Raw genomic sequence first — 19,216 nt, 5'->3', positions numbered from 1 at the left:
TTTACTTTCGAATGAAAGATGCGAGGCAGTTATGACCTTTACCAGCGAAACGTTGCCAGCGGACCATAAAGCGGCAATCCGTCAGATGAAACGTGAATTACGCGCGCAGATCGGCGACGTGCAGGCGGTGTTCGACCGGCTCAGCGATAAAATCGCCACCCGCGTGGCGGAAATCAACGCTCTCAAAAACAAAGGCGAAACCGTCTGGCCAGTGATCCCTTTTGCCGACGTGAAAAACGGCACGATCACCGCCGAACAGCGCGAAGCCGTTAAACGTCGCGGCTGCGCGGTGATCAAAGGCCACTTCCCGCGCGAGCAGGCGCTGGCGTGGGATCAGTCGATGCTTGACTACCTCGATCTGAACAAATTTGACGAGGTGTACAAAGGACCCGGCGATAACTTCTTCGGCACCTTAACGGCCTCTCGTCCGGAGATTTATCCGATCTACTGGTCTCAGGCGCAAATGCAGGCGCGCCAGAGTGAAGAGATGGCGCAGGTACAGTCATTCCTGAACCGTTTATGGACATTTGAGAGCAACGGTAAACAGTGGTTCGACCCGGACGTGAGCGTGATTTACCCTGACCGCATCCGCCGCCGCCCGCCCGGAACCACCTCGAAAGGACTTGGCGCACACACCGATTCTGGCGCGCTGGAGCGCTGGCTGCTGCCCGCTTATCAGCAGGTCTTTGCCCGCGTGTTTGACGGCAACGTTGAGAAATACGATCCGTGGAATGCCGCGCATCGTACCGAAGTGGAAGAGTACACCGTCGATAACACCACCAAATGCTCGGTGTTCCGCACCTTCCAGGGCTGGACGGCGCTGTCGGACATGATCCCCGGACAGGGCTTGCTGCACGTGGTGCCGATCCCGGAGGCAATGGCCTATATTCTGCTGCGTCCGCTGCTGGACGACGTGCCGGAAGACGAGCTGTGCGGCGTGGCGCCGGGGCGTGTGCTGCCGATTTCTGAGAAGTGGCACCCGCTGCTGATCGAAGCGTTAACCAGCATTCCGGAGCTGGAAGCCGGTGATTCCGTGTGGTGGCACTGCGATGTGATCCACTCCGTCGCGCCGGTGGAAAATCAGCAGGGCTGGGGCAACGTGATGTACATTCCTGCCGCGCCGATGTGCGAGAAGAATCTCGCCTATGCGAAAAAGGTCAAGGAAGCGCTGGAAACCGGCGCGTCACCGGGCGATTTCCCGCGCGAGGATTATGAGAAAAGCTGGCAGGGCCGCTTTACCGTGGCCGATCTCAACATCCACGGCAGGCGCGCGCTGGGCATGGCTTAACCATCGTACAGCCCTTCCCGCTCTACGGCGGTACGTCGTTTCCCCTGACGTATCCGCCGGACCGACTCCCGCACGGTCAGCGTGCCGTTTAGCAGCAATGTTCCCACCGGCGCATCCGGGCGCATCAGCCGCTGCTGGAGCATATGCACCGCTTCCGTTCCCAGCTCATCACGCGGAACATGTACCGCGGTTAAGGGCACATCCTGAATCGCGGCCAGATTAAACCCGTCAATGCTCATCACCGAGACATCCTGCGGCACGCGCAGACCGTGTTTTTGCAGCGCGCTGATGGTCCCCGCCGCCATAAAATCGCCACCAACCAGGAACGCCGTCGGCAGGTCCTTCCCTTTCTGCTGGTGAAGCCACTCGCTCACCAGCTGCTCCGTCTCTCTGGCGCTGAAGCTGGACACCATCAGCAGGTCGCGCCTGTCGCTGAACCTGAGGTTATGACCGTGCCACGCGTCGCGGATCCCGGACAGGCGCAGTTCCATGGTGTAGCGACGCAGGCACAGCACGTTCATCACCTCCCGGTGCCCCATCTCGAACAGGTACTCTGCCGCCCGCTCGCCAATCGCGCGATGATCCGGCGCGACGGCGGGCAGGCGCATGTGGCGGTCCCGGCAGTTAATCAGCATACAGGGTTTGCCCACGTCTACCGCCAGATCGTGGATATGCGGATCGTCGATACCGAGGAGGATCGCCGCCTGGGTGTCCGTTTCGTTCATGCGGGCCAGAAACAGCTGGGCATCGCTGTCGTTCTCCTCCAGCGCACAGTAACGCAGACGCACCTCGTGCGAGGCCAGCCCTTTGCTCACGCTCTGGATGACGCGGTAGTAAAAGATGTCGGACCGCTCGTCAAACGCCCGCTGCGGGGCAAACACCACCAGGCTGTTAAGCAGCAGACGCCCCGCCGCCATGCCGTCCATTACCCCCAGCTCCCGCGCGCACGCCAGCACCTTTGCCCGTGCTTTTTCGCTGGTGTTTGCCTTCCCCGCCAGCACGCGAGAAACGGTGCTGATGGAGAGCTGCGTCCGGGCGGCGATTTCGGTGATTTTAAGCCTTTTGTCCATTTTGTGATCTGGCTCCGGATGTGAAATGAAAAAATTTTCACAACTTGTTTATCAGGTAATAACTTGCGAGAAGGCCATAATGCCGAAAATTAAACCTCGGTTATGAGAAAGTTTGCACAAAATCCACTATTCCCTGCCCAATTTCTTTCTTAAGGTGAACCTGTCACACAACTTCCATACTAGTTGTATAGCAGCTTAGCGCTCTAAAACAGATAACTTTCAAACGCCTGACGCTGTGTGACACCTGAACCTTTGTCCCCTTACCGTCCGTCTTATGGAGAAGAAAATGAGTCAGGACATCAATAACACCGTAGCGACAAGCAAAACACGTCGCGTCATCAGGAACCTGCGCTGGTACGTACTGGTGCTGTTTCTTCTCGGCGTGACCGTTAACTACATCACCCGTAATTCGTTAGGTATTCTCGCCCCTGAACTGAAAGAGAGCCTCGGGATCACCACCGAGCAGTACTCCTGGATCGTCGGCGCGTTCCAGATCGCCTACACCATTTTCCAGCCCCTGTGCGGCTGGCTGATTGACGTTATCGGCCTGAAAATCGGCTTTATGGTCTGCGCCGGGATCTGGGCGCTGATGTGTATCTTCCACGCGGGTGCCGGAAGCTGGCTGCACCTGGCGATTCTGCGCTTCTTTATGGGTGCGTCCGAAGCCGCCGCCACGCCAGCGAACGCCAAAACCATCGGTGAATGGTTCCCGAAATCAGAGCGCCCTGTTGCCGCAGGCTGGGCGGGGGTAGGCTTCTCCATTGGGGCCATGCTGGCCCCGCCTATCATCTACTTTGCCCACGCGTCGTTCGGCTGGCAGGGTGCGTTTATGTTTACCGGCGTGCTGGCGCTGCTGTGGGTGATCCTGTGGTGGGCGTTTTATCACAACCCGGAACAGCACCCAAACCTGAGCCGCGATGAGCTGGCGTTTATCAAGCAGGATAACGAACCTGCGCCGGTCAAACTGCCCTTCCTGACCGCGCTGAAAACCGTCTCGAAGAACAAACGGTTCTACGGTATCGCCATCCCGGCCTTTATGGCGGAACCGGCCTGGGCCGTGCTGAGCTTCTGGGTGCCGCTGTACCTCGCCAAAGAGCACGGCATGGATTTGAAACAGATCGCGATGTTCGCCTGGCTGCCGTTCCTGGCCGCCGACCTCGGCAGCGTCGCGAGCGGCTACCTGACCCGGCTCTACACCCGCTGGTTTGGCTGCACCCGCGTCAACTCGGTGGTAGCCAGCTCCGTCACCGGCGCGTTTCTGATGATTTCTCTGGCCGTCGTGGCCGTGACCCGCGACCCGTATATCACCATCGTGCTGATCTCTATCGGCGGCTTCGGGCACCAGATCATCTCCTGCATGCTGAGCGCCCTGGTCGTGGAGTCGTTCGACAAAGGCCAGATGGCGACCGTCAACGGCATGCGCGGCTCGGCGGCGTGGATCGCCAGCTTCCTGTTCTCACTGTTAATCGGTGTGACCGCCGACAAAATCGGCTTTAACCCGCTTTTTATTGCCATGGGCTTCTTTGACCTGCTTGGCGCTGTCTTCCTGGTGGCATTTATTGCTGAACGTCGCGCCAAGCGCGCCTGATTGTGGATGTATTGCATATGAAAACCCTGAAAAACTGGACCGTCGATACGCAGTCGGCGAATCATCTGGAACTGCTGATCGATAACCAGCACCGCCTGTGCCTGTATGTGCTGGAAGAGAATCTGTTCCGTGTGCTGATCAAACGTAAAGGCGAGCTGGCGCTGAACCGCACCTGGAGCATCGCGCCGGAACAAGATGTGCCGTGGGAAGGCCGCCGTCGTGACGATGTCAGCGGCTTCACCTGCCCTGCCTGGACGCTGACGCAGCAGGACGACACGTTAACCGTAGCGACTGAACAGCTGCGCGTCACCGTCCACCAGCCGCTGTGGCTGGAGTGGCACTACCGCAATGAGGCGGGCGAGTGGCAGCCGCTGGTCAATGACCGCCCGACCAGCGCCTACCTGCTGAACGCCCACGGTGACGGCGTGGCGCACTATCTTAGCCGTCCTAAGGATGAACGTTTTTACGGTCTGGGTGAGAAAGCGGGTGATTTACAGCGCAACGGCAAACGCTATGAGATGCGTAACCTGGACGCGATGGGCTATAACGCGGCCAGCACCGATCCGCTTTACAAGCACATCCCGTTCACCCTCACCCGTCGCGATGACGTGAGCTACGGTCTGTTCTACGATAACCTGAGCAGCTGCTGGCTGGATCTGGGTAACGAGATCGACAACTATCACACTGCCTACCGCCGCTGGCAGGCGGAAGCGGGCGATATTGACTACTACCTCTTCACCGGCAAGCGCGTGCTGGACGTGACCAAAGCCTTCGTGCGCCTGACGGGGAAAACGCTGTTCGGACCGAAGTGGAGCCTGGGCTACAGCGGCTCGACCATGCACTACACCGACGCGCCGGACGCGCAAAACCAGCTGATGAACTTCATCCGCCTGTGCGATGAGCATGCCATTCCGTGCGACTCGTTCCAGCTCTCCTCCGGCTATACCTCGATTAACGGCAAGCGCTACGTCTTTAACTGGAACTACGACAAAGTGCCGCAGCCGAAGGTGATGAGCCAGGCGTTCCACGACGCGGGGCTGCGGCTTGCGGCCAACATCAAGCCGTGTCTGTTGCAGGATCATCCCCGCTACAGCGAAGTGGCGGAACGCGGCCTGTTCATTCGTGATTCAGAAACCGATGCGCCTGAACGTTCCAGCTTCTGGGATGATGAAGGATCGCATCTCGACTTCACCAACCCGCAGACGGTGCAGTGGTGGCAGAACGGCGTGACCACGCAGCTGCTGGAGATGGGCATCGACTCCACCTGGAACGACAACAACGAGTATGAAGTGTGGGACGGGGAAGCGCGCTGCTATGGCTTCGGTCAGGAGATCGCCATCAAGCACATTCGCCCGGTGATGCCGCTGCTGATGATGCGCGCCTCGCTGGAAGCGCAGCAGCGCTTTGCGCCGGAGAAACGTCCGTATCTGATCTCCCGCTCCGGCTGCGCCGGGATGCAGCGCTACGTTCAGACCTGGAGCGGCGATAACCGCACTAACTGGGACACCCTGCGCTATAACATCCGCATGGGGCTGGGCATGAGCCTGTCCGGACTGTTCAACGTCGGTCACGACGTCGGCGGTTTCTCCGGCGACAAGCCGGATGCCGAGCTGTTCGTGCGCTGGGTACAGAACGGCGTGATGCACCCGCGCTTTACCATTCACTCGTGGAACGATGATCACACGGTGAACGAGCCGTGGATGTACCCGGGCGTCACGCCTGCGATTCGCAGCGCCATTGAACTGCGCTACCGCCTGCTGCCGTATCTCTACACCCTGCTCTGGCAGGCGCACGCCGACGACGAGCCGATGCTGCGCCCGACCTTCCTCGATCATGAGCACGATGCGCAGACGTTTGAAGAGTGCGACGACTTCCTGCTGGGCCGTGACCTGCTGGTGGCCAGCGTCGTCGAAGCCGGGCAGCGCGAGCGCCGCGTCTGGCTGCCGGATAACGAAACCGGCTGGTACGATTTTTACACTCACGCGTGGTATGCGGGCGGGCAATCGATCGTCCTTGATGCGCCGCTGGAAAAACTGCCGCTGCTGGTACGCGCCGGGGCCGGTTTGCCACTCAGCGAACGCATCCGTCACGTGAGCGCAGATAAAGACGATACCCGTGAGCTGAAACTGTTCCCGGTGAAAGGCGTCGGCACCACCGCCGGGCTGCTGTTTGAGGATGACGGCGAAAGCTGGGGCTACCAGAACGGCAATGCGCTGTGGGTGGAATGGGAGATGGTGTGCGACGGCGCAAGTATCAACCTGAAGGTGAATGCGCGCGGCGACTATCGTCCGGCATGGAAGGCGCTGAAGGTGTCATTACCGGCGGGGGAAAAACGTACGCTGCGGGTGAACGGAGTTGAAGGGGGCGAGTGGGTGGTGTAGCGCGGCCTGTTGCCCTCACCCTAACCCTCTCCCACAGGGAGAGGGGATAGAACGTAGGCCGGGTAAGGCGAAGCCGCCACCCGGCTATTTTTTTAACTCTCGATACCTTTACTGCGCAGGTAATCTTCGTAGTTACCGGTGAAGTCCACCACGCGCTCTGGCGTAATTTCGATCACGCGGGTCGCCAGTGAGCTGACGAACTCCCGGTCGTGAGAGACGAAGATCAGGGTGCCCTGATACATCTCCAGCGCCATGTTCAGCGACTCAATAGATTCCATATCCAGGTGGTTAGTCGGTTCGTCCATCACCAGAATATTCGGTTTTTCCATCATCAGCTTGCCGAACAGCATACGGCCCTTTTCACCACCGGAGAGCACTTTGGCGGGCTTTTTGATGTCGTCCTGGCTGAACAGCAGACGCCCCAGAATGCTGCGTACCGCTTGTTCGTCGTCGCCTTCCTGCTTCCACTGGCTCATCCAGTCGAAGACGGTCAGATCGTTTTCAAACTCATATTCATGGTCCTGCGCGTAGTAACCAATCTGCGCGTTTTCAGACCATTTCACGGTACCGTTATCCGGTTGCAGTTCACCGACCAGGGTTTTCAGCATAGTGGATTTACCCACGCCGTTGGCGCCGAGGATGGCAATCTTCTCGCCCACTTCCAGCAGCAGGTTGAAGTTTTTGAACAGCGGGCCTTCATCGAAGCCTTTGGTGAGGGCTTCCACTTCCAGCGCGTTACGGAACAGCTTCTTGTCCTGCTCGAAGCGGATGAACGGGTTCTGACGGCTGGAGGCTTTAACCTCTTCCAGCTTGATTTTGTCGATCTGACGGGCACGCGACGTTGCCTGGCGCGATTTAGAGGCGTTGGCGCTGAAGCGGCTGACGAAGGATTGCAGGTCAGCAATCTGCGCTTTCTTCTTGGCGTTGTCGGCCAGCAGACGCTCGCGCGCCTGGGTTGCCGCCGTCATGTACTCATCGTAGTTGCCCGGATAAACGCGCAGCTCGCCGTAGTCCAGATCCGCCATGTGAGTACACACCATGTTCAGGAAGTGACGGTCGTGCGAGATGATGATCATGGTGCTGTCGCGATCGTTCAGCGTCTGCTCCAGCCAGCGGATGGTGTCGATGTCCAGGTTGTTCGTCGGTTCGTCGAGCAGCAGGATGTCCGGGTTAGAGAACAGCGCCTGTGCCAGCAGCACACGCAGCTTCCAGCCTGGCGCGACTTCGCTCATCGGGCCGTAATGCTGTTCAACCGGAATACCGACGCCCAGCAGCAGTTCGCCCGCACGCGCTTCCGCAGAGTAGCCGTCCTTTTCGCCGTATTGCGTTTCCAGGTCGGCCACTTTGTAACCGTCTTCTTCGCTCATCTCAGCGAGACCGTAGATACGATCGCGCTCCTGCTTCACTTCCCACAGCTCCGCGTGCCCCATGATCACGGTGTCGAGCACGGTGAACTCTTCGAAGGCGAACTGATCCTGACGCAGCTTACCGATGCGCTCGTTAGGGTCGAGCGACACGTTACCGAGCGTTGGCTCCAGGTCACCGCCGAGGATCTTCATAAAGGTGGATTTTCCGCTACCGTTGGCACCAATCAGGCCGTAACGGTTGCCGCCGCCAAATTTGACGGAAATGTTTTCGAACAGCGGCTTACTGCCAAACTGCATAGTGACGTTGCTGGTAACTAACACGGAGAGATTCCTGCGAAAAGTGTGATAAACGCGGCATTATGCCACAATTCCGAATTGAGATCCCGTGTTGCGGTAATCCACTAAACTTTAACAAAATCGAAAAAAATGTGATTTCGTACACATCTGAATTCCCAGTTAACGGGAATGCACATATAATGCGCTCCCATTACCGATTCAGACTTATCAACTCATCGCCAGAATGGCTTAGATACCTCGCATAACATGAACATGAAATTAACAACGCTTTTTGCGGCGGCGTTAGCCGTAGTAGGTTTTTGTAAGACCGCGTCTGCGGTGACGTATCCCCTGCCGACAGACGGAAGCCGTCTGGTGGGTGAAAACCAGGTGGTGACGGTGCCGGAAGGCAACTCTCAGCCGCTGGAATACTTCGCGGCGCAGTATCAGCTCGGCCTGTCAAACATGCTGGAGGCGAACCCGGGCGTTGACCCGTATCTGCCGAAAGCGGGTACCGTACTCAACATTCCACAGCAGCTGATCCTGCCGGATACCGTGCACGAAGGTATCGTGATTAACAGCGCCGAAATGCGTCTGTATTACTACCCGAAAGGCACCAACACCGTGATCGTGCTGCCTATCGGTATCGGTCAGCTGGGTAAAGACACTCCGCTGAACTGGACCACCAAAGTGGAGCGTAAGAAAGCGGGCCCAACCTGGACGCCGACCGCCAAAATGCACGCTGAGTACATTGCTGCCGGCGAACCGCTGCCAGCCGTTGTGCCTGCCGGCCCGGATAACCCGATGGGTCTGTACGCGCTGTACATTGGACGTCTGTATGCCATCCACGGTACTAACGCCAACTTCGGTATCGGCCTGCGCGTAAGCCACGGCTGCGTGCGTCTGCGTAATGAAGACATCAAATTCCTGTTCGATAACGTGCCGGTCGGTACGCGCGTGCAGTTCATTAACGAACCGGTGAAAGCGACGTCAGAGCCGGACGGCAGCCGTTACATTGAAGTGCATAACCCGCTGTCCACCAGCGAAGATCAGATCAACAACAACGAAATCGTACCGATTAAGCTGACCAGCGCGGTGCAGTCCGTCACCTCTCAGGCGGATGTTGACACGACCATTGTTGACCAGGCGATTCAGAACCGTTCCGGTATGCCGGTGCGTCTGAACTAATCGTGAGAATTAAAAAAGCGGGCCGCGGGGCCCGCTTTTTTTTATCCGTTATTCACGATAACGATGCCGCCATGGTCATAGCGATAGTGACAATGGGCGTACTCCAGCGGCGTACCATCTTCAAGATAGATCACCTGCTCTACCTCCAGCACCGGGTCGGTTGGCTCGCAGACAAGGTGTTGCATATCCAGCGCACTGGGCTTCAGCGCCCGCACCACCCGATACGATCCCATGATCTTCAGCCCCAGCGTCTCCTGTACATACCGGAATACCGAACTTTCAAGATGGGTTTTGTTCAGACCGGGGACCAGATTGAGCGGCATTACCGTAGCGTCCAGAGACATCGGCTCACCGTTCAGTAAACGCAGACGGATAAAGTCATAGATCGGCGTATCCGGATTTATCATCAGCGATGCCTGCTCTTTCTCGTTCGGGAAGCGCAGTTCGAAGTGCACCACCTGGCTCGTCACCGTGCCTAAATGTTCCCAGGTTTTGGTCGCCCCGAAGTAGTCGCTGCCGGAGAGATCCCACTGGGAAAGCTGGAGGAAATTTTTGCGGATGAACGTGCCCTGCCCCTGTCGGGTATAGACCAGCCCTTCTACGATCAGCTGACGCATCGCCTGCTGAATGGTCATCCGGCTGGTGCTGAACTCCGCCGCCAGCGCGAACTGGTCCGGCAGAGGTTCATTGGCGGCGTACTGCTGGGTGATAATGCGTTTCTTAATTTCCCGCGCTATGGTGATGTACTTCGCCGCCATCGTCCTTCCTTAAATTAGTGTTCTGTCCCGCTGTTTTTCAACGCCACTCGCTCGGCAACTTTGAGGAAAGGCAGGTAGAAGAATACACCAAATACGATGATTGCCAACTGCACCACCACCGCCCGCCAGTCCCCCGCCGTCGCCAGCCAGGCGCTGAGGATCGGCGGGGTCGTCCACGGGATCATCACCACGCAGCGCGACATGAGCCCCAGCGTGGTACAGAGCCACGCAAAGTAAATCCCGATAGCGGGCAGCAGCACAAACGGGATCATCAGCGGCAGGTTAAAGACTATCGGCAGGCCGAAAATCACCGGCTCGTTGATGTTAAACAGACCCGGCGCCAGCGACAGACGCGCCACCTGCTTCGCTGATTTCTGTCTTGAGAAGATGAAGATAGCAATCAGCAATGAGATTGTGCTGCCCGTCCCGCCCACCATGCCAAAGGTCGGCACAAAGATGTTGTTGATGATGTGCGGGATCGGCTGGCCGTTGGCAAAGGCCAGCATATTCTCATTGGTATTGATCAGCAGGAATGGCTCCAGCACCACGCTGTTGACCACCGACTGATGAATACCGAGCGTGAACAGGAAGTTACCGAAGCTGTAAATGAAGATCGTCCCGGGCAGGCTGGTGTTGATCAGCCGCAGCGGCTGCTGAATAAATGTCGTAATGAGATGGATCAGATCCGTGTGCAGCACGTTCGCCAGTATAGCCGCCAGCACTGCAAACAGGGAGAGCGTGAGGATCGTCGGGATCAGCGCGGTAAAGGATTTGCTCACCGCTGGCGGTACGTTCTCCCCCAGCGAAATGTGCAGCGCCTTCAGCCGTGAAATGGCGATAAACAGCTCGGTTGAGAGCAGCCCAATCAGCACCCCGGCGAAAATCCCGGTGGAGCCGATATTGGCGAACGTCAGCACCTGGGTAACGTTTACCGTGGCGTCGCTGCCGACGGGGGTAATCTGTAAGCGCATCGGCATCATGATGATGAAACTGCTGACGGCGATAACCACTGCCGAGACCGGATTGTCGAAATCTTTGTTGCGCGCCAGCGACCAGGCAATCATCGGCGCCAGCAGCAGCGCGGCGATGTTCAGCGTGCCGTTGATGATCGCCTCGCCCCACACCTTAAATTGCGCGAGCGTCTCGCCCTCTAAGATCCAGGGGAACACCACGTTGTTCACCAGCACAGCCAGACCGGCAAGGATGAAAATCGGCATTACCGTGGCGAAGGCATCGCGCAGGGAGCGAAGATGCACCTGGTTTGCCAGGCGCGCCGAGAACTCAACAAATTTATCGACAAAAGACTGCATGTGCGGTGTTATTTTTGTTTCAGACATAGCGGATAGTTCCCATCAATCAGTCACAAAAACGGCCCGGCAGCGTACGGCTTACATCTCGCGTCCGTTGGTATGGATAACCTGTTTTAACCACGCGTAGCTCTTCTTCGGCACGCGCTTCAGGTCTTTCAGGTCGTGGTTTTCCCGGTTGACGTAGACCACGCCGTAGCGCTTACGCATGTCGCCCTGGGAGCTGAGAATGTCGATTAACCCCCAGCCGAGGTAGCCAATGACCTCAGCCCCGTCCTCGAACATCGCCGCTTTCATGGCCTCGATATGCGCCCGGTGGTAGTCGATGCGGTAGGTGTCCTCAATCGGATTCACGCCATCCCAGGACTCAATCACCCCAATACCGTTTTCAATCGGGAATACCGGCATCCGCCAGTCGTTGGCATAGCGGGTGATGATGGTGCGAAAGCCCAGCGGATCGATCTGCCAGTTCCACTCGGTGGCCTTCAGGTACGGATTGTTTTTCTCGCCGTGCAGCAGGTAATAGTTAACCGGCGTGCCTTCCGGGATGGCATCGCTGTCCAGCGTTTTGCTGGCGTAGTAGCTGAAGGCCATAAAGTCGTTCTTCGTGCGCGCAAACAGCGCGAGATCGTCTGCGCGGTAGATATCACCGAAGCCTTCCTGCTCTACCACCGCCATCACCGCCGGGCTGTAGCCCTGGCCCGCGAAGACGCGCAGCAGGTTCTGGTTGAGGAATTCGTCGTACTGCTGGGCGCAGAAGATGTCACGCGGTTTGCAGGTGGCCGGATAAATCAGCTGGTGCGCCAGCATGCCGCCCATCAGCTTGCCCGGCTTAGTCTGGTGCAGGTACTCGGTCAGCGCCATGTGCGCCACCATGGTGTGATGCTGCACTTCGTACAGCTCGCGCAGGGTTTCCTCCCCCTTCATATAGCCGGAGATGCGGAAGGCTATCGGCATGTGGAAAATATTCTGCTCGTTAAAGGTCAGCCAGTACTTCACCCGGTCACCGTAGCAGTCGATCATCTTTTTGCCGTAGCGGATAAACGCCTCCACGACGCGACGATCGTTAAATCCGTTGTACTCCTGCGCCAGCGCCAGCGGCATATCGAAGTGGTAGAGGCAGACCATCGGCTCGATACCGCGGGCGATCAGATCGTCGATAAAGCGGTCGTAAAAGGCGATACCCTCGTCGTTAAAATCGCCGTCACCCTGCGGGCAGACGCGGCTCCAGGAGATCTGGAAGCGGTAGCAGTTCATGCCCAGATCCTGCATCAGGTCGAAATCTTCCCGGTAGCGGTGGTAGGAGTCGGTGGCCACTTTCCAGTCAGAGATATTTTCACCGGCTTCGCGAATGTCGTACACCGACATCCCCTTTCCGCCCTCATTCCAGGCCCCTTCCGTCTGCATGCTCGACACCGAGTTGCCCCATAAGAAGTTGGCTGGCAGTGATTGATTCATGGTTGCCTCCTATATGACTAGTCATTTAAATGATATGACTAGTCATATAGCCGGAGATGAAATTTCGATCAAAGGGGAGGAACGATTTTTGTGAGATGGGTTTGAATAATGACGAGGGATGTCTTGCGAACTGCGCCCTGGCAGCAAGTCATATTGCTGACAGACGTAAATGAGTCTGCGCAATTCAGGGGAAAGATACCGAACCGCCAAACTCCATATAGATTTTTGCCAGATTATTTAACTGGTTAAAGCGATTTTCATACAGTGCCAGTTCGGCCTGACGGCGTTTCTCCTGAGCATCAAGCCAGAAAGAAATTCGCACCGCGCCCTGGCGATAGCGAACTTCGTTTAGCCTCTCTGATTTTTTCGCCAGTTCCAGGCCTTCACGTAGAAGCGTCTCCTGTTCCAGGAGTTGATGACGCAAAGCAAGCGCATCTTCTATGCTACTCATCGCCTTGTAAAGTTCCTGTTTAAACTCCAGAACCCGTTGCTCGTAGTCGTTGCGGGCAATCTTCACGTCCATGCCCCTTTCTCTCCATTCCAGGAACGGCAGGGTCAGGTTTGCTCCAACAGAGCCTACAGGATTTTCCAGGAAGGCCATAAGGCTGCTGCTGCTGGTGCCAAGCGAGCCGGTCAGACTAAACGCTGGATAAAATGCAGTACGCTGGACATCAACGGTGGCCAATGCTTCCCGTACCCGCCACTCTTTAGCGCTGATATCGGGTCGATGCCGCAGCACGTTGACCGGGATCTTTCCACTGACCTGCGGCAGTGGTCCCATTGGTAACGCTTTCGGTTCGACTATCGCGCTGCCCGGCGCGGTTCCAAGCAAAACGGCTTGCTGATTGAGCGCCTGTAAACGTTCATTCTTCAACGCCGCCAGCCTGTTTTCCTGCGAAAGCACGCCCTGCTGAGCATCCACAACATCCAGAGAGGAGGCACCGCCCGCGGCATAACGCGCGTTAGCCAGGCGCAGCGTCTCTTTTGCATAGTCGATGCTTTGTTGCAGGACAGACAACTGCTGGTTAATAAAGCCTAAGCGCCAGTAATTATTACTGGCATTTGAAAGCAGCGTCAGGCGTGCAGAACGCAGATCCTCTTCCGAGGCAAAACGTGCCCACGCCTTCCCATCGCGCTGCCGCGCTATTTTGCCCCACAGATCCAGCTCATAGCTGGTATTAATACTGGCAACGCTGCCCCTGCTCCAGTGGGCTGAGCTGTTCAGCTGTTTTTTACCGTCAAGCGCGAGCGAACCTTTTAGTCCCGGATCGTTTGTGATGCCAATCCGCTCTTCTTCCAGGCGGGCGCGATAAACACGCAATACTGCTCCAGCGACATCGTTATTGCGCACCATCACCTGCCGCAGCCAGCCGTCGAGGTCTGGATCGTTAAAGGCCTGCCAGTCGAACGGCATCCTCTCCTCCGCAGCATCCGCCTGATACCAGTTGGCAGGGTATTTCACCTCAGGAGGCTGATAGTCGCTTTTCAGAGAGTCGGCGCAGCCAGCACTAAGCAGGACAGCAAGGCATACCGTTAAAGGGGATAATATTTTCATGGGTTACTCGCTGGCCAGTGAAACGACCGGATCCATCCTTGCTGCCTTGCGGGCAGGGAGATAACCAAAGATCATGCCGATTAAAGTTGAGCAGAAGAATGCGGCAGCAGCGGCCTGCCACGAATAAATGGCGGTGAAAATGCCCCCTGCCAGCGCGGTGAACAGCGCTCCGGCGGCATACGACAGTGCAATACCTAACACTCCGCCTATTAGACATACCAGCACAGCCTCAATCATAAACTGCTGCATGATATCGCCCTGACGCGCACCGACCGCCATTCGTACGCCAATCTCATGGGTCCGTTCCGTGACCGACACCAGCATGATATTCATCACCCCAATGCTGCCGATCATCAGCGAGATGCAGGCCACCATCAGAATCAGGATGCTAAAGGTCATTGAGGTCCGTTCGATTGATTGTCGAATCTGCTCGAAATTATAAAGCTGGAAGTCTTTCACGCCGTGGCGTTGAGTGAGAAGCTGAGAAATAGCGCTGACCGCTGCCTCGTTGGCAACATCATCCTTAAGCCTTACGCTGATGCTGGTCAACACCGGTTTTCCTGTCATTCGATACATCACCGTGCTGTAAGGCATCCAGACGTTAATGCGATTAGGCGCATAGCTTCGGCTGTTCCCTTTGGCGATGCCGACAACCCGTGCAGGCACGGAACCCAGAAAAACGATTTGCCCAAGTGCCTTGAGTCCCGCATCGTCAAATAACGCCTTGCGGGCGTTTTCATCAATGATGACTTCCTGCGAGGCATTTCGATCGTCCTGGAAAGTTGATCCCTGCAACAGTTCAATACCGTTTACGCGAAAATGATCGCGCCCAACGCCATTGATCGTGGCGGTAGCGGATTTACCCAGAAAGCGAATGTTGTCGGAAGCGTTAACTTCGGGGCTGACGCTGTCAACAAACCCCTGCTTTGCTAATGCTTCGGCGTCTGCCGGGACCAGTGTACGAATGGCTTCAGTGCTGTCGTCAAAGAAATCCCTTCCCGGGTAGATGCTCACCACGTTGGTTCCAAGCTCCTTGATATTATCAAGGGTTCGCTGTTTCGCGCCTTCTCCCAGTGCCACCACCGTAACAACCGCGGCGATACCAAAAATAATGCCCGTCATGGTTAACGTCGTGCGCAGGCGATGCGCATTCATCGCTTTTAACGCCATGTGCAGGGATTCACGGGTACGGTCAACAATACTTTGCCACCAGCTTTGCTGAACGCTGTCAGGTCGTTTAAGGGCAACCCCGGAGGTAACACGACTGCCGGTATCAGAAATAATTTCACCGTCACGCAGCTCAATAATACGGTTAGCATGCTGCGCTACCTTCATATCATGTGTCACCATAACCACGGTATGGCCACGCTGATTCAGTTCACTGAGTATTGACAGTACCTCCTGACCGGACTGCGTATCCAGCGCGCCGGTGGGTTCATCCGCCAGAATGATTTCACCGCCGTTAATCAGCGAGCGGGCAATACTCACACGCTGCTGCTGGCCGCCTGAAAGCTCTCCCGGCTTATGATGTTCACGACCTTCCAGCCCGAGTCTTCCAAGCAATGTCGCCGCGCGCAGACGGCGCTTTTCGCGCTCACTGTTGGCATAAATCGCCGGAATTTCAACGTTACTTAACGCGCTCAGGTCGGGCATTAAATGATAACGCTGGAAGATAAAACCGATGTGCTCACGGCGGATCCTTGCCAGATCGTCAGGTGAAAGCTGGGCGGCATTTTGACCGCTGATAAAGTAATCGCCACAATCAGGGACATCGAGACAGCCCATAATATTCATCAGGGTTGACTTACCGGAACCGGAGGCGCCGATGATCGCGACCATCTCCCCAGCAGCGATAGTCAAATCAATCCCTTTAAGCACGGTGAGATCCTGTCCACCGTTCCTGTAGGTGCGGCTGATGCCCTTGAGTTCTATGATATTACTCAAGATACAAACCCTTCCCCGGGCGCTTTTTCACCCGGCTGCGATAACACAACATGTTCCCCGACCTTTACACCGTCCAGGATCTGGATATCCACACTGTTAGTAATGCCGGTTTTGACCTCACGGGTTTCCAGCCGGTTATCACTGGTCAATATCTGCACCTGCTGTTTGTTGCCACTCACCTTGTGCACAGCCTGAATCGGCACCAGTAACGTATTTTTAGCTTCTCCAGCCAGCAAGGTCACCTGTGCTGTCATGGCAATTCGCAGCCGATTTTCTGGATTGGGGACATCCAGCAGCGCGTTGTAGTACACCGAAGCATTTGACGTGCCTGACCCTGAGGCTGAGCTACTGCTGGCAAGGCTATCATCTTTCATAACCGACTCAGGTGCCAGTTCAACGGTACGTAACGTGGCGTCATAATGCTTATCCGGCTCAGAGAAAATGGTGAATCTGGCTTTCTGTCCCGGTGAAATTCGCGTGATATCCGCCTCAGAGATCTGGGCTTTAATTGTCATCACGTCCAGACGTGCGAGTTTGATAATGGTCGGCGCACTTTGGCTGGAGTTAACCGTTTGGCCCTGTTGGGTGACAACGGCAATAACAATGCCGTCCATGGGAGCAACAACTTTTGTATAACCCAAATCGACCTTTTTCTTGTCGACATCAATTTGCGCCTGAACGAGTTTGGCATTCAGTGCCGATAGCTCAGCGCGGGTACTGGCCAGCGTGGTTTCAGCCGTTTCGAAATCTTCTCTCGAGCTGGCATCCTCATTTAACATCTGGCGCTGGCGCTTAAAACGCAATGAGGCTTGCTTCAACTGCGCCTGCTTAGCCTGAAGGTCCGCTTTTACCACGTTGAGAGCAGCTTCTGCGTTGCGTAAATCATTCCGCTGCGGCACGTCATCAATTTCAGCGATGAGCTGCCCTTTAGTGACACGATCGCCTAACTTCACCTTCAGCGACTTAACCTGGCCAGAAACCTGTGCCCCAACGTTGACCCGCTCAATCGCATCAATTCGACCGGTAGCAAGTACGGCGTTTTCAATATCGCCGATGCGTACTGGAGCGGTAACATACTCAGGAACCTCGGGGCTTCTCAGGAAGAAGAACAAGGCGATGCTAAAAATAATTAGCAGAGCCGCAGCACAGGTCATTACGCGTCGGGGAGGGAATTTTGTTAACATTACGCAGGTTTTCCATAACGATAAACAGCAGTGAATCAGGCATCATAGTAACATCGCCAGTATTTACGGGAGGTAAACCCGCGCTATTTGGTGAAGTAGCGTCATCGTAGACCCCCGCCATCAATTACACAGAATCACCAGGTCCGCCTGTAAACCGCCGCAAGCGTGGGATTTTGTGCCTAAATCCACAGAGTCCCCTTTTGCTGAGCCCCACCTGCGATTTTTCCCATAATCGATTCATTGTGCATTAAGTGCTTAATTATAGTTGCAACTCATATATGATAATAGTAATTATTATCATTAGCATTTGCACTGATGGTTTATCTGGCAAGGTATACAGAGGTCTCAGGAAACAAGCCTCTCCAGGTTTGTTGAACGGTCTCACACTCAACAAATGCATCTGAACACCGCGGCGTGGCAGCACGACGCCGCCTGGGCTGTTCAAAAGGACAACGGCGCGTAAGCGTTAATGGAAGCCGGGACAAGGAATTCCCGATTCACCAGCCTACGTCACGGAACAGTCAGCGACAGGACCGTTCGTAAGGCTGGTGAAACTCAAAAAGGACGCAGCGTCTGTCAAAGCAGGCTTAACGAAAATTAACGTCCTGCTGCTGGCATATGACTGCGTCGACTTCCTGATTTAGTTCGTCAAGCGGAGAGGGATTTTCTCATGCGTATTTTGTTTGTAGGCCCGCCTCTCTATGGGCTGCTGTATCCTGTGCTGTCTCTGGCACAGGCGTTTCGCGTTAACGGCCATGAAGTGCTGATCGCCAGCGGAGGAAAATTCGCCCAAAAAGCGGCAGAAGCAGGGCTGGTGGTATTTGACGCCGCACCCGGTTTTGATTCTGAAGCTGACTATCGCCGCCGCGAGGCACAGCGAAAAGAAAGCAACATCGGCACAAAAATGGGCAACTTCTCATTCTTCAGCGAAGAGATGGCCGACCACCTGGTGGAGTTTGCCGGACACTGGCGGCCCGATCTCATCATCTACCCGCCGCTCGGCGTCATCGGGCCTCTGATTGCCGCCAAATACGATATACCGGTCGTAATGCAAACCGTCGGCTTCGGCCATACGCCCTGGCATATCAAAGGCGTAACGCGTTCGCTCGCGGACGCCTATCATCGCCACGGCGTTGGGGCCGCACCGCGCGATATGGCCTGGATCGACGTAACACCACCGAGCATGAGCATTCTTGAAAACGACGGAGAACCCATTATTCCCATGCAGTACGTCCCGTACAACGGCGGCGCGGTGTGGGAACCGTGGTGGGAGAGGACGCCCGACCGTAAACGTCTGCTGGTGAGTCTCGGTACCGTCAAACCGATGGTCGACGGCCTTGACCTGATCGCCTGGGTGATGGATTCCGCCAGTGAAGTCGATGCCGAGATCATCCTGCATCTTTCGGCCAATGCGCGGTCGGATCTGCGCTCACTGCCCTCAAATGTTCGCCTGGTCGACTGGATACCCATGGGAGCCTTCCTGAACGGCGCAGATGGCTTCATTCATCATGGTGGCGCGGGCAATACCCTGACGGCGCTGCACGCCGGTATTCCACAGATCGTCTTCGGCCAGGGTGCCGATCGCCCGGTAAATGCCCGCGCTGTTGTCGAACGCGGCTGCGGGATCATCCCCGGCGACGACGGCCTGTCGAGCAGCATGATCAATGCTTTCCTCGACAATCGCGCGCTTCGCGACGCCTCTGAAGAGGTAGCGGCGGAAATGGCAGCGCAACCCTGTCCGAGCGAGGTGGCGAAAAGCCTGATCGCGAGGGTACAGAAAGGGTAGCCACTACGCCGTCATGACGATCATACGCCAGCACGCATCCAGGAGATACGCCCGTAACAATGCGGG

Annotated in this window: 13 protein-coding genes; 5 read left to right on the top strand and 8 right to left on the bottom strand. The window is 56.3% G+C overall.

Annotated features, from left to right (window positions below):
* Positions 1-31 precede the first annotated feature (31 nt).
* A complete protein-coding gene (locus IMQ56_RS03715; RefSeq protein ID WP_196063709.1) occupies positions 32-1,288 on the top strand; it encodes a DUF1479 domain-containing protein in 1,257 nt (418 codons plus the stop codon).
* Here IMQ56_RS03715 and IMQ56_RS03710 read toward each other — a convergent pair.
* A complete protein-coding gene (locus tag IMQ56_RS03710) occupies positions 1,285-2,358 on the bottom strand; it encodes a LacI family DNA-binding transcriptional regulator (protein ID WP_032102669.1) in 1,074 nt (357 codons plus the stop codon). The two genes, IMQ56_RS03715 and IMQ56_RS03710, sit on opposite strands and share 4 nt — an antisense overlap.
* 286 nt (positions 2,359-2,644) lie before the next feature.
* Between IMQ56_RS03710 and IMQ56_RS03705 the strand changes: the two genes are divergently transcribed.
* Both IMQ56_RS03705 and IMQ56_RS03700 read left to right on the top strand, forming a co-directional pair.
* Positions 2,645-3,946 carry an MFS transporter gene (locus IMQ56_RS03705; RefSeq protein ID WP_017384901.1) on the top strand — a complete coding sequence of 434 codons (1,302 nt, stop codon included), beginning with the start codon at positions 2,645-2,647 and terminating at the stop codon, positions 3,944-3,946.
* A 17-nt stretch (positions 3,947-3,963) separates the two neighbouring features.
* Entirely contained in the window at positions 3,964-6,327 is a 2,364-nt protein-coding gene (locus tag IMQ56_RS03700; RefSeq protein WP_196063710.1) for a glycoside hydrolase family 31 protein, read from the top strand.
* Positions 6,328-6,419: 92 nt separating this feature from the next.
* Here IMQ56_RS03700 and IMQ56_RS03695 read toward each other — a convergent pair whose 3' ends face one another.
* Positions 6,420-8,015 (bottom strand): ABC-F family ATPase, encoded by a 1,596-nt coding sequence (locus IMQ56_RS03695; protein ID WP_196063711.1) that lies wholly within the window; start codon positions 8,013-8,015, stop codon positions 6,420-6,422.
* Between the two features lie 222 nt (positions 8,016-8,237).
* On the opposite strand from IMQ56_RS03695, the gene ldtB reads away from it, so the two are divergent.
* Complete coding sequence (ldtB, locus tag IMQ56_RS03690) at positions 8,238-9,158, top strand: L,D-transpeptidase (RefSeq protein WP_015571042.1); 921 nt, start codon at positions 8,238-8,240, stop codon at positions 9,156-9,158.
* Positions 9,159-9,199: 41 nt separating this feature from the next.
* Here ldtB and IMQ56_RS03685 read toward each other — a convergent pair whose 3' ends face one another.
* The 6 genes from IMQ56_RS03685 to IMQ56_RS03660 all read right to left on the bottom strand — a co-directional run bounded on the left by IMQ56_RS03685 (position 9,200) and on the right by IMQ56_RS03660 (position 17,334).
* A complete protein-coding gene (locus tag IMQ56_RS03685; RefSeq protein ID WP_015571043.1) occupies positions 9,200-9,916 on the bottom strand; it encodes a GntR family transcriptional regulator in 717 nt (238 codons plus the stop codon).
* Between the two features lie 14 nt (positions 9,917-9,930).
* The gene (locus tag IMQ56_RS03680) at positions 9,931-11,253 is read right to left on the bottom strand and encodes a PTS transporter subunit EIIC (RefSeq protein WP_047364629.1); all 1,323 of its coding nucleotides are present in this window, start codon (positions 11,251-11,253) and stop codon (positions 9,931-9,933) included.
* Between the two features lie 51 nt (positions 11,254-11,304).
* The gene (locus tag IMQ56_RS03675) at positions 11,305-12,681 is read right to left on the bottom strand and encodes a glycoside hydrolase family 1 protein (protein WP_063136424.1); all 1,377 of its coding nucleotides are present in this window, start codon (positions 12,679-12,681) and stop codon (positions 11,305-11,307) included.
* Between the two features lie 184 nt (positions 12,682-12,865).
* Positions 12,866-14,236, bottom strand: coding sequence for an efflux transporter outer membrane subunit (locus IMQ56_RS03670; RefSeq protein WP_063136425.1), 1,371 nt, complete (start codon positions 14,234-14,236; stop codon positions 12,866-12,868).
* 3 nt (positions 14,237-14,239) lie between these two features.
* Positions 14,240-16,180, bottom strand: coding sequence for a MacB family efflux pump subunit (locus IMQ56_RS03665; RefSeq protein WP_023296167.1), 1,941 nt, complete (start codon positions 16,178-16,180; stop codon positions 14,240-14,242).
* Positions 16,177-17,334 carry an efflux RND transporter periplasmic adaptor subunit gene (locus IMQ56_RS03660; protein ID WP_086523927.1) on the bottom strand — a complete coding sequence of 386 codons (1,158 nt, stop codon included), beginning with the start codon at positions 17,332-17,334 and terminating at the stop codon, positions 16,177-16,179. The genes IMQ56_RS03665 and IMQ56_RS03660 overlap by 4 nt, the downstream gene beginning before the upstream one ends.
* A gap of 700 nt (positions 17,335-18,034) precedes the next feature.
* On the opposite strand from IMQ56_RS03660, the gene iroB reads away from it, so the two are divergent.
* Positions 18,035-19,150, top strand: coding sequence for a salmochelin biosynthesis C-glycosyltransferase IroB (iroB, locus tag IMQ56_RS03655; RefSeq protein WP_017384908.1), 1,116 nt, complete (start codon positions 18,035-18,037; stop codon positions 19,148-19,150).
* The last annotated feature ends 66 nt before the right edge of the window (positions 19,151-19,216 follow it).

This window comes from Enterobacter sp. Res13-Sevr-PEC09-46 (assembly GCF_015672585.1).
GTDB lineage: Bacteria > Pseudomonadota > Gammaproteobacteria > Enterobacterales > Enterobacteriaceae > Enterobacter > Enterobacter hormaechei_C.
The sequence above is the reverse complement of the archived record's forward strand: the minus strand, read 5'-3'. Positions and strand labels throughout refer to the sequence as shown.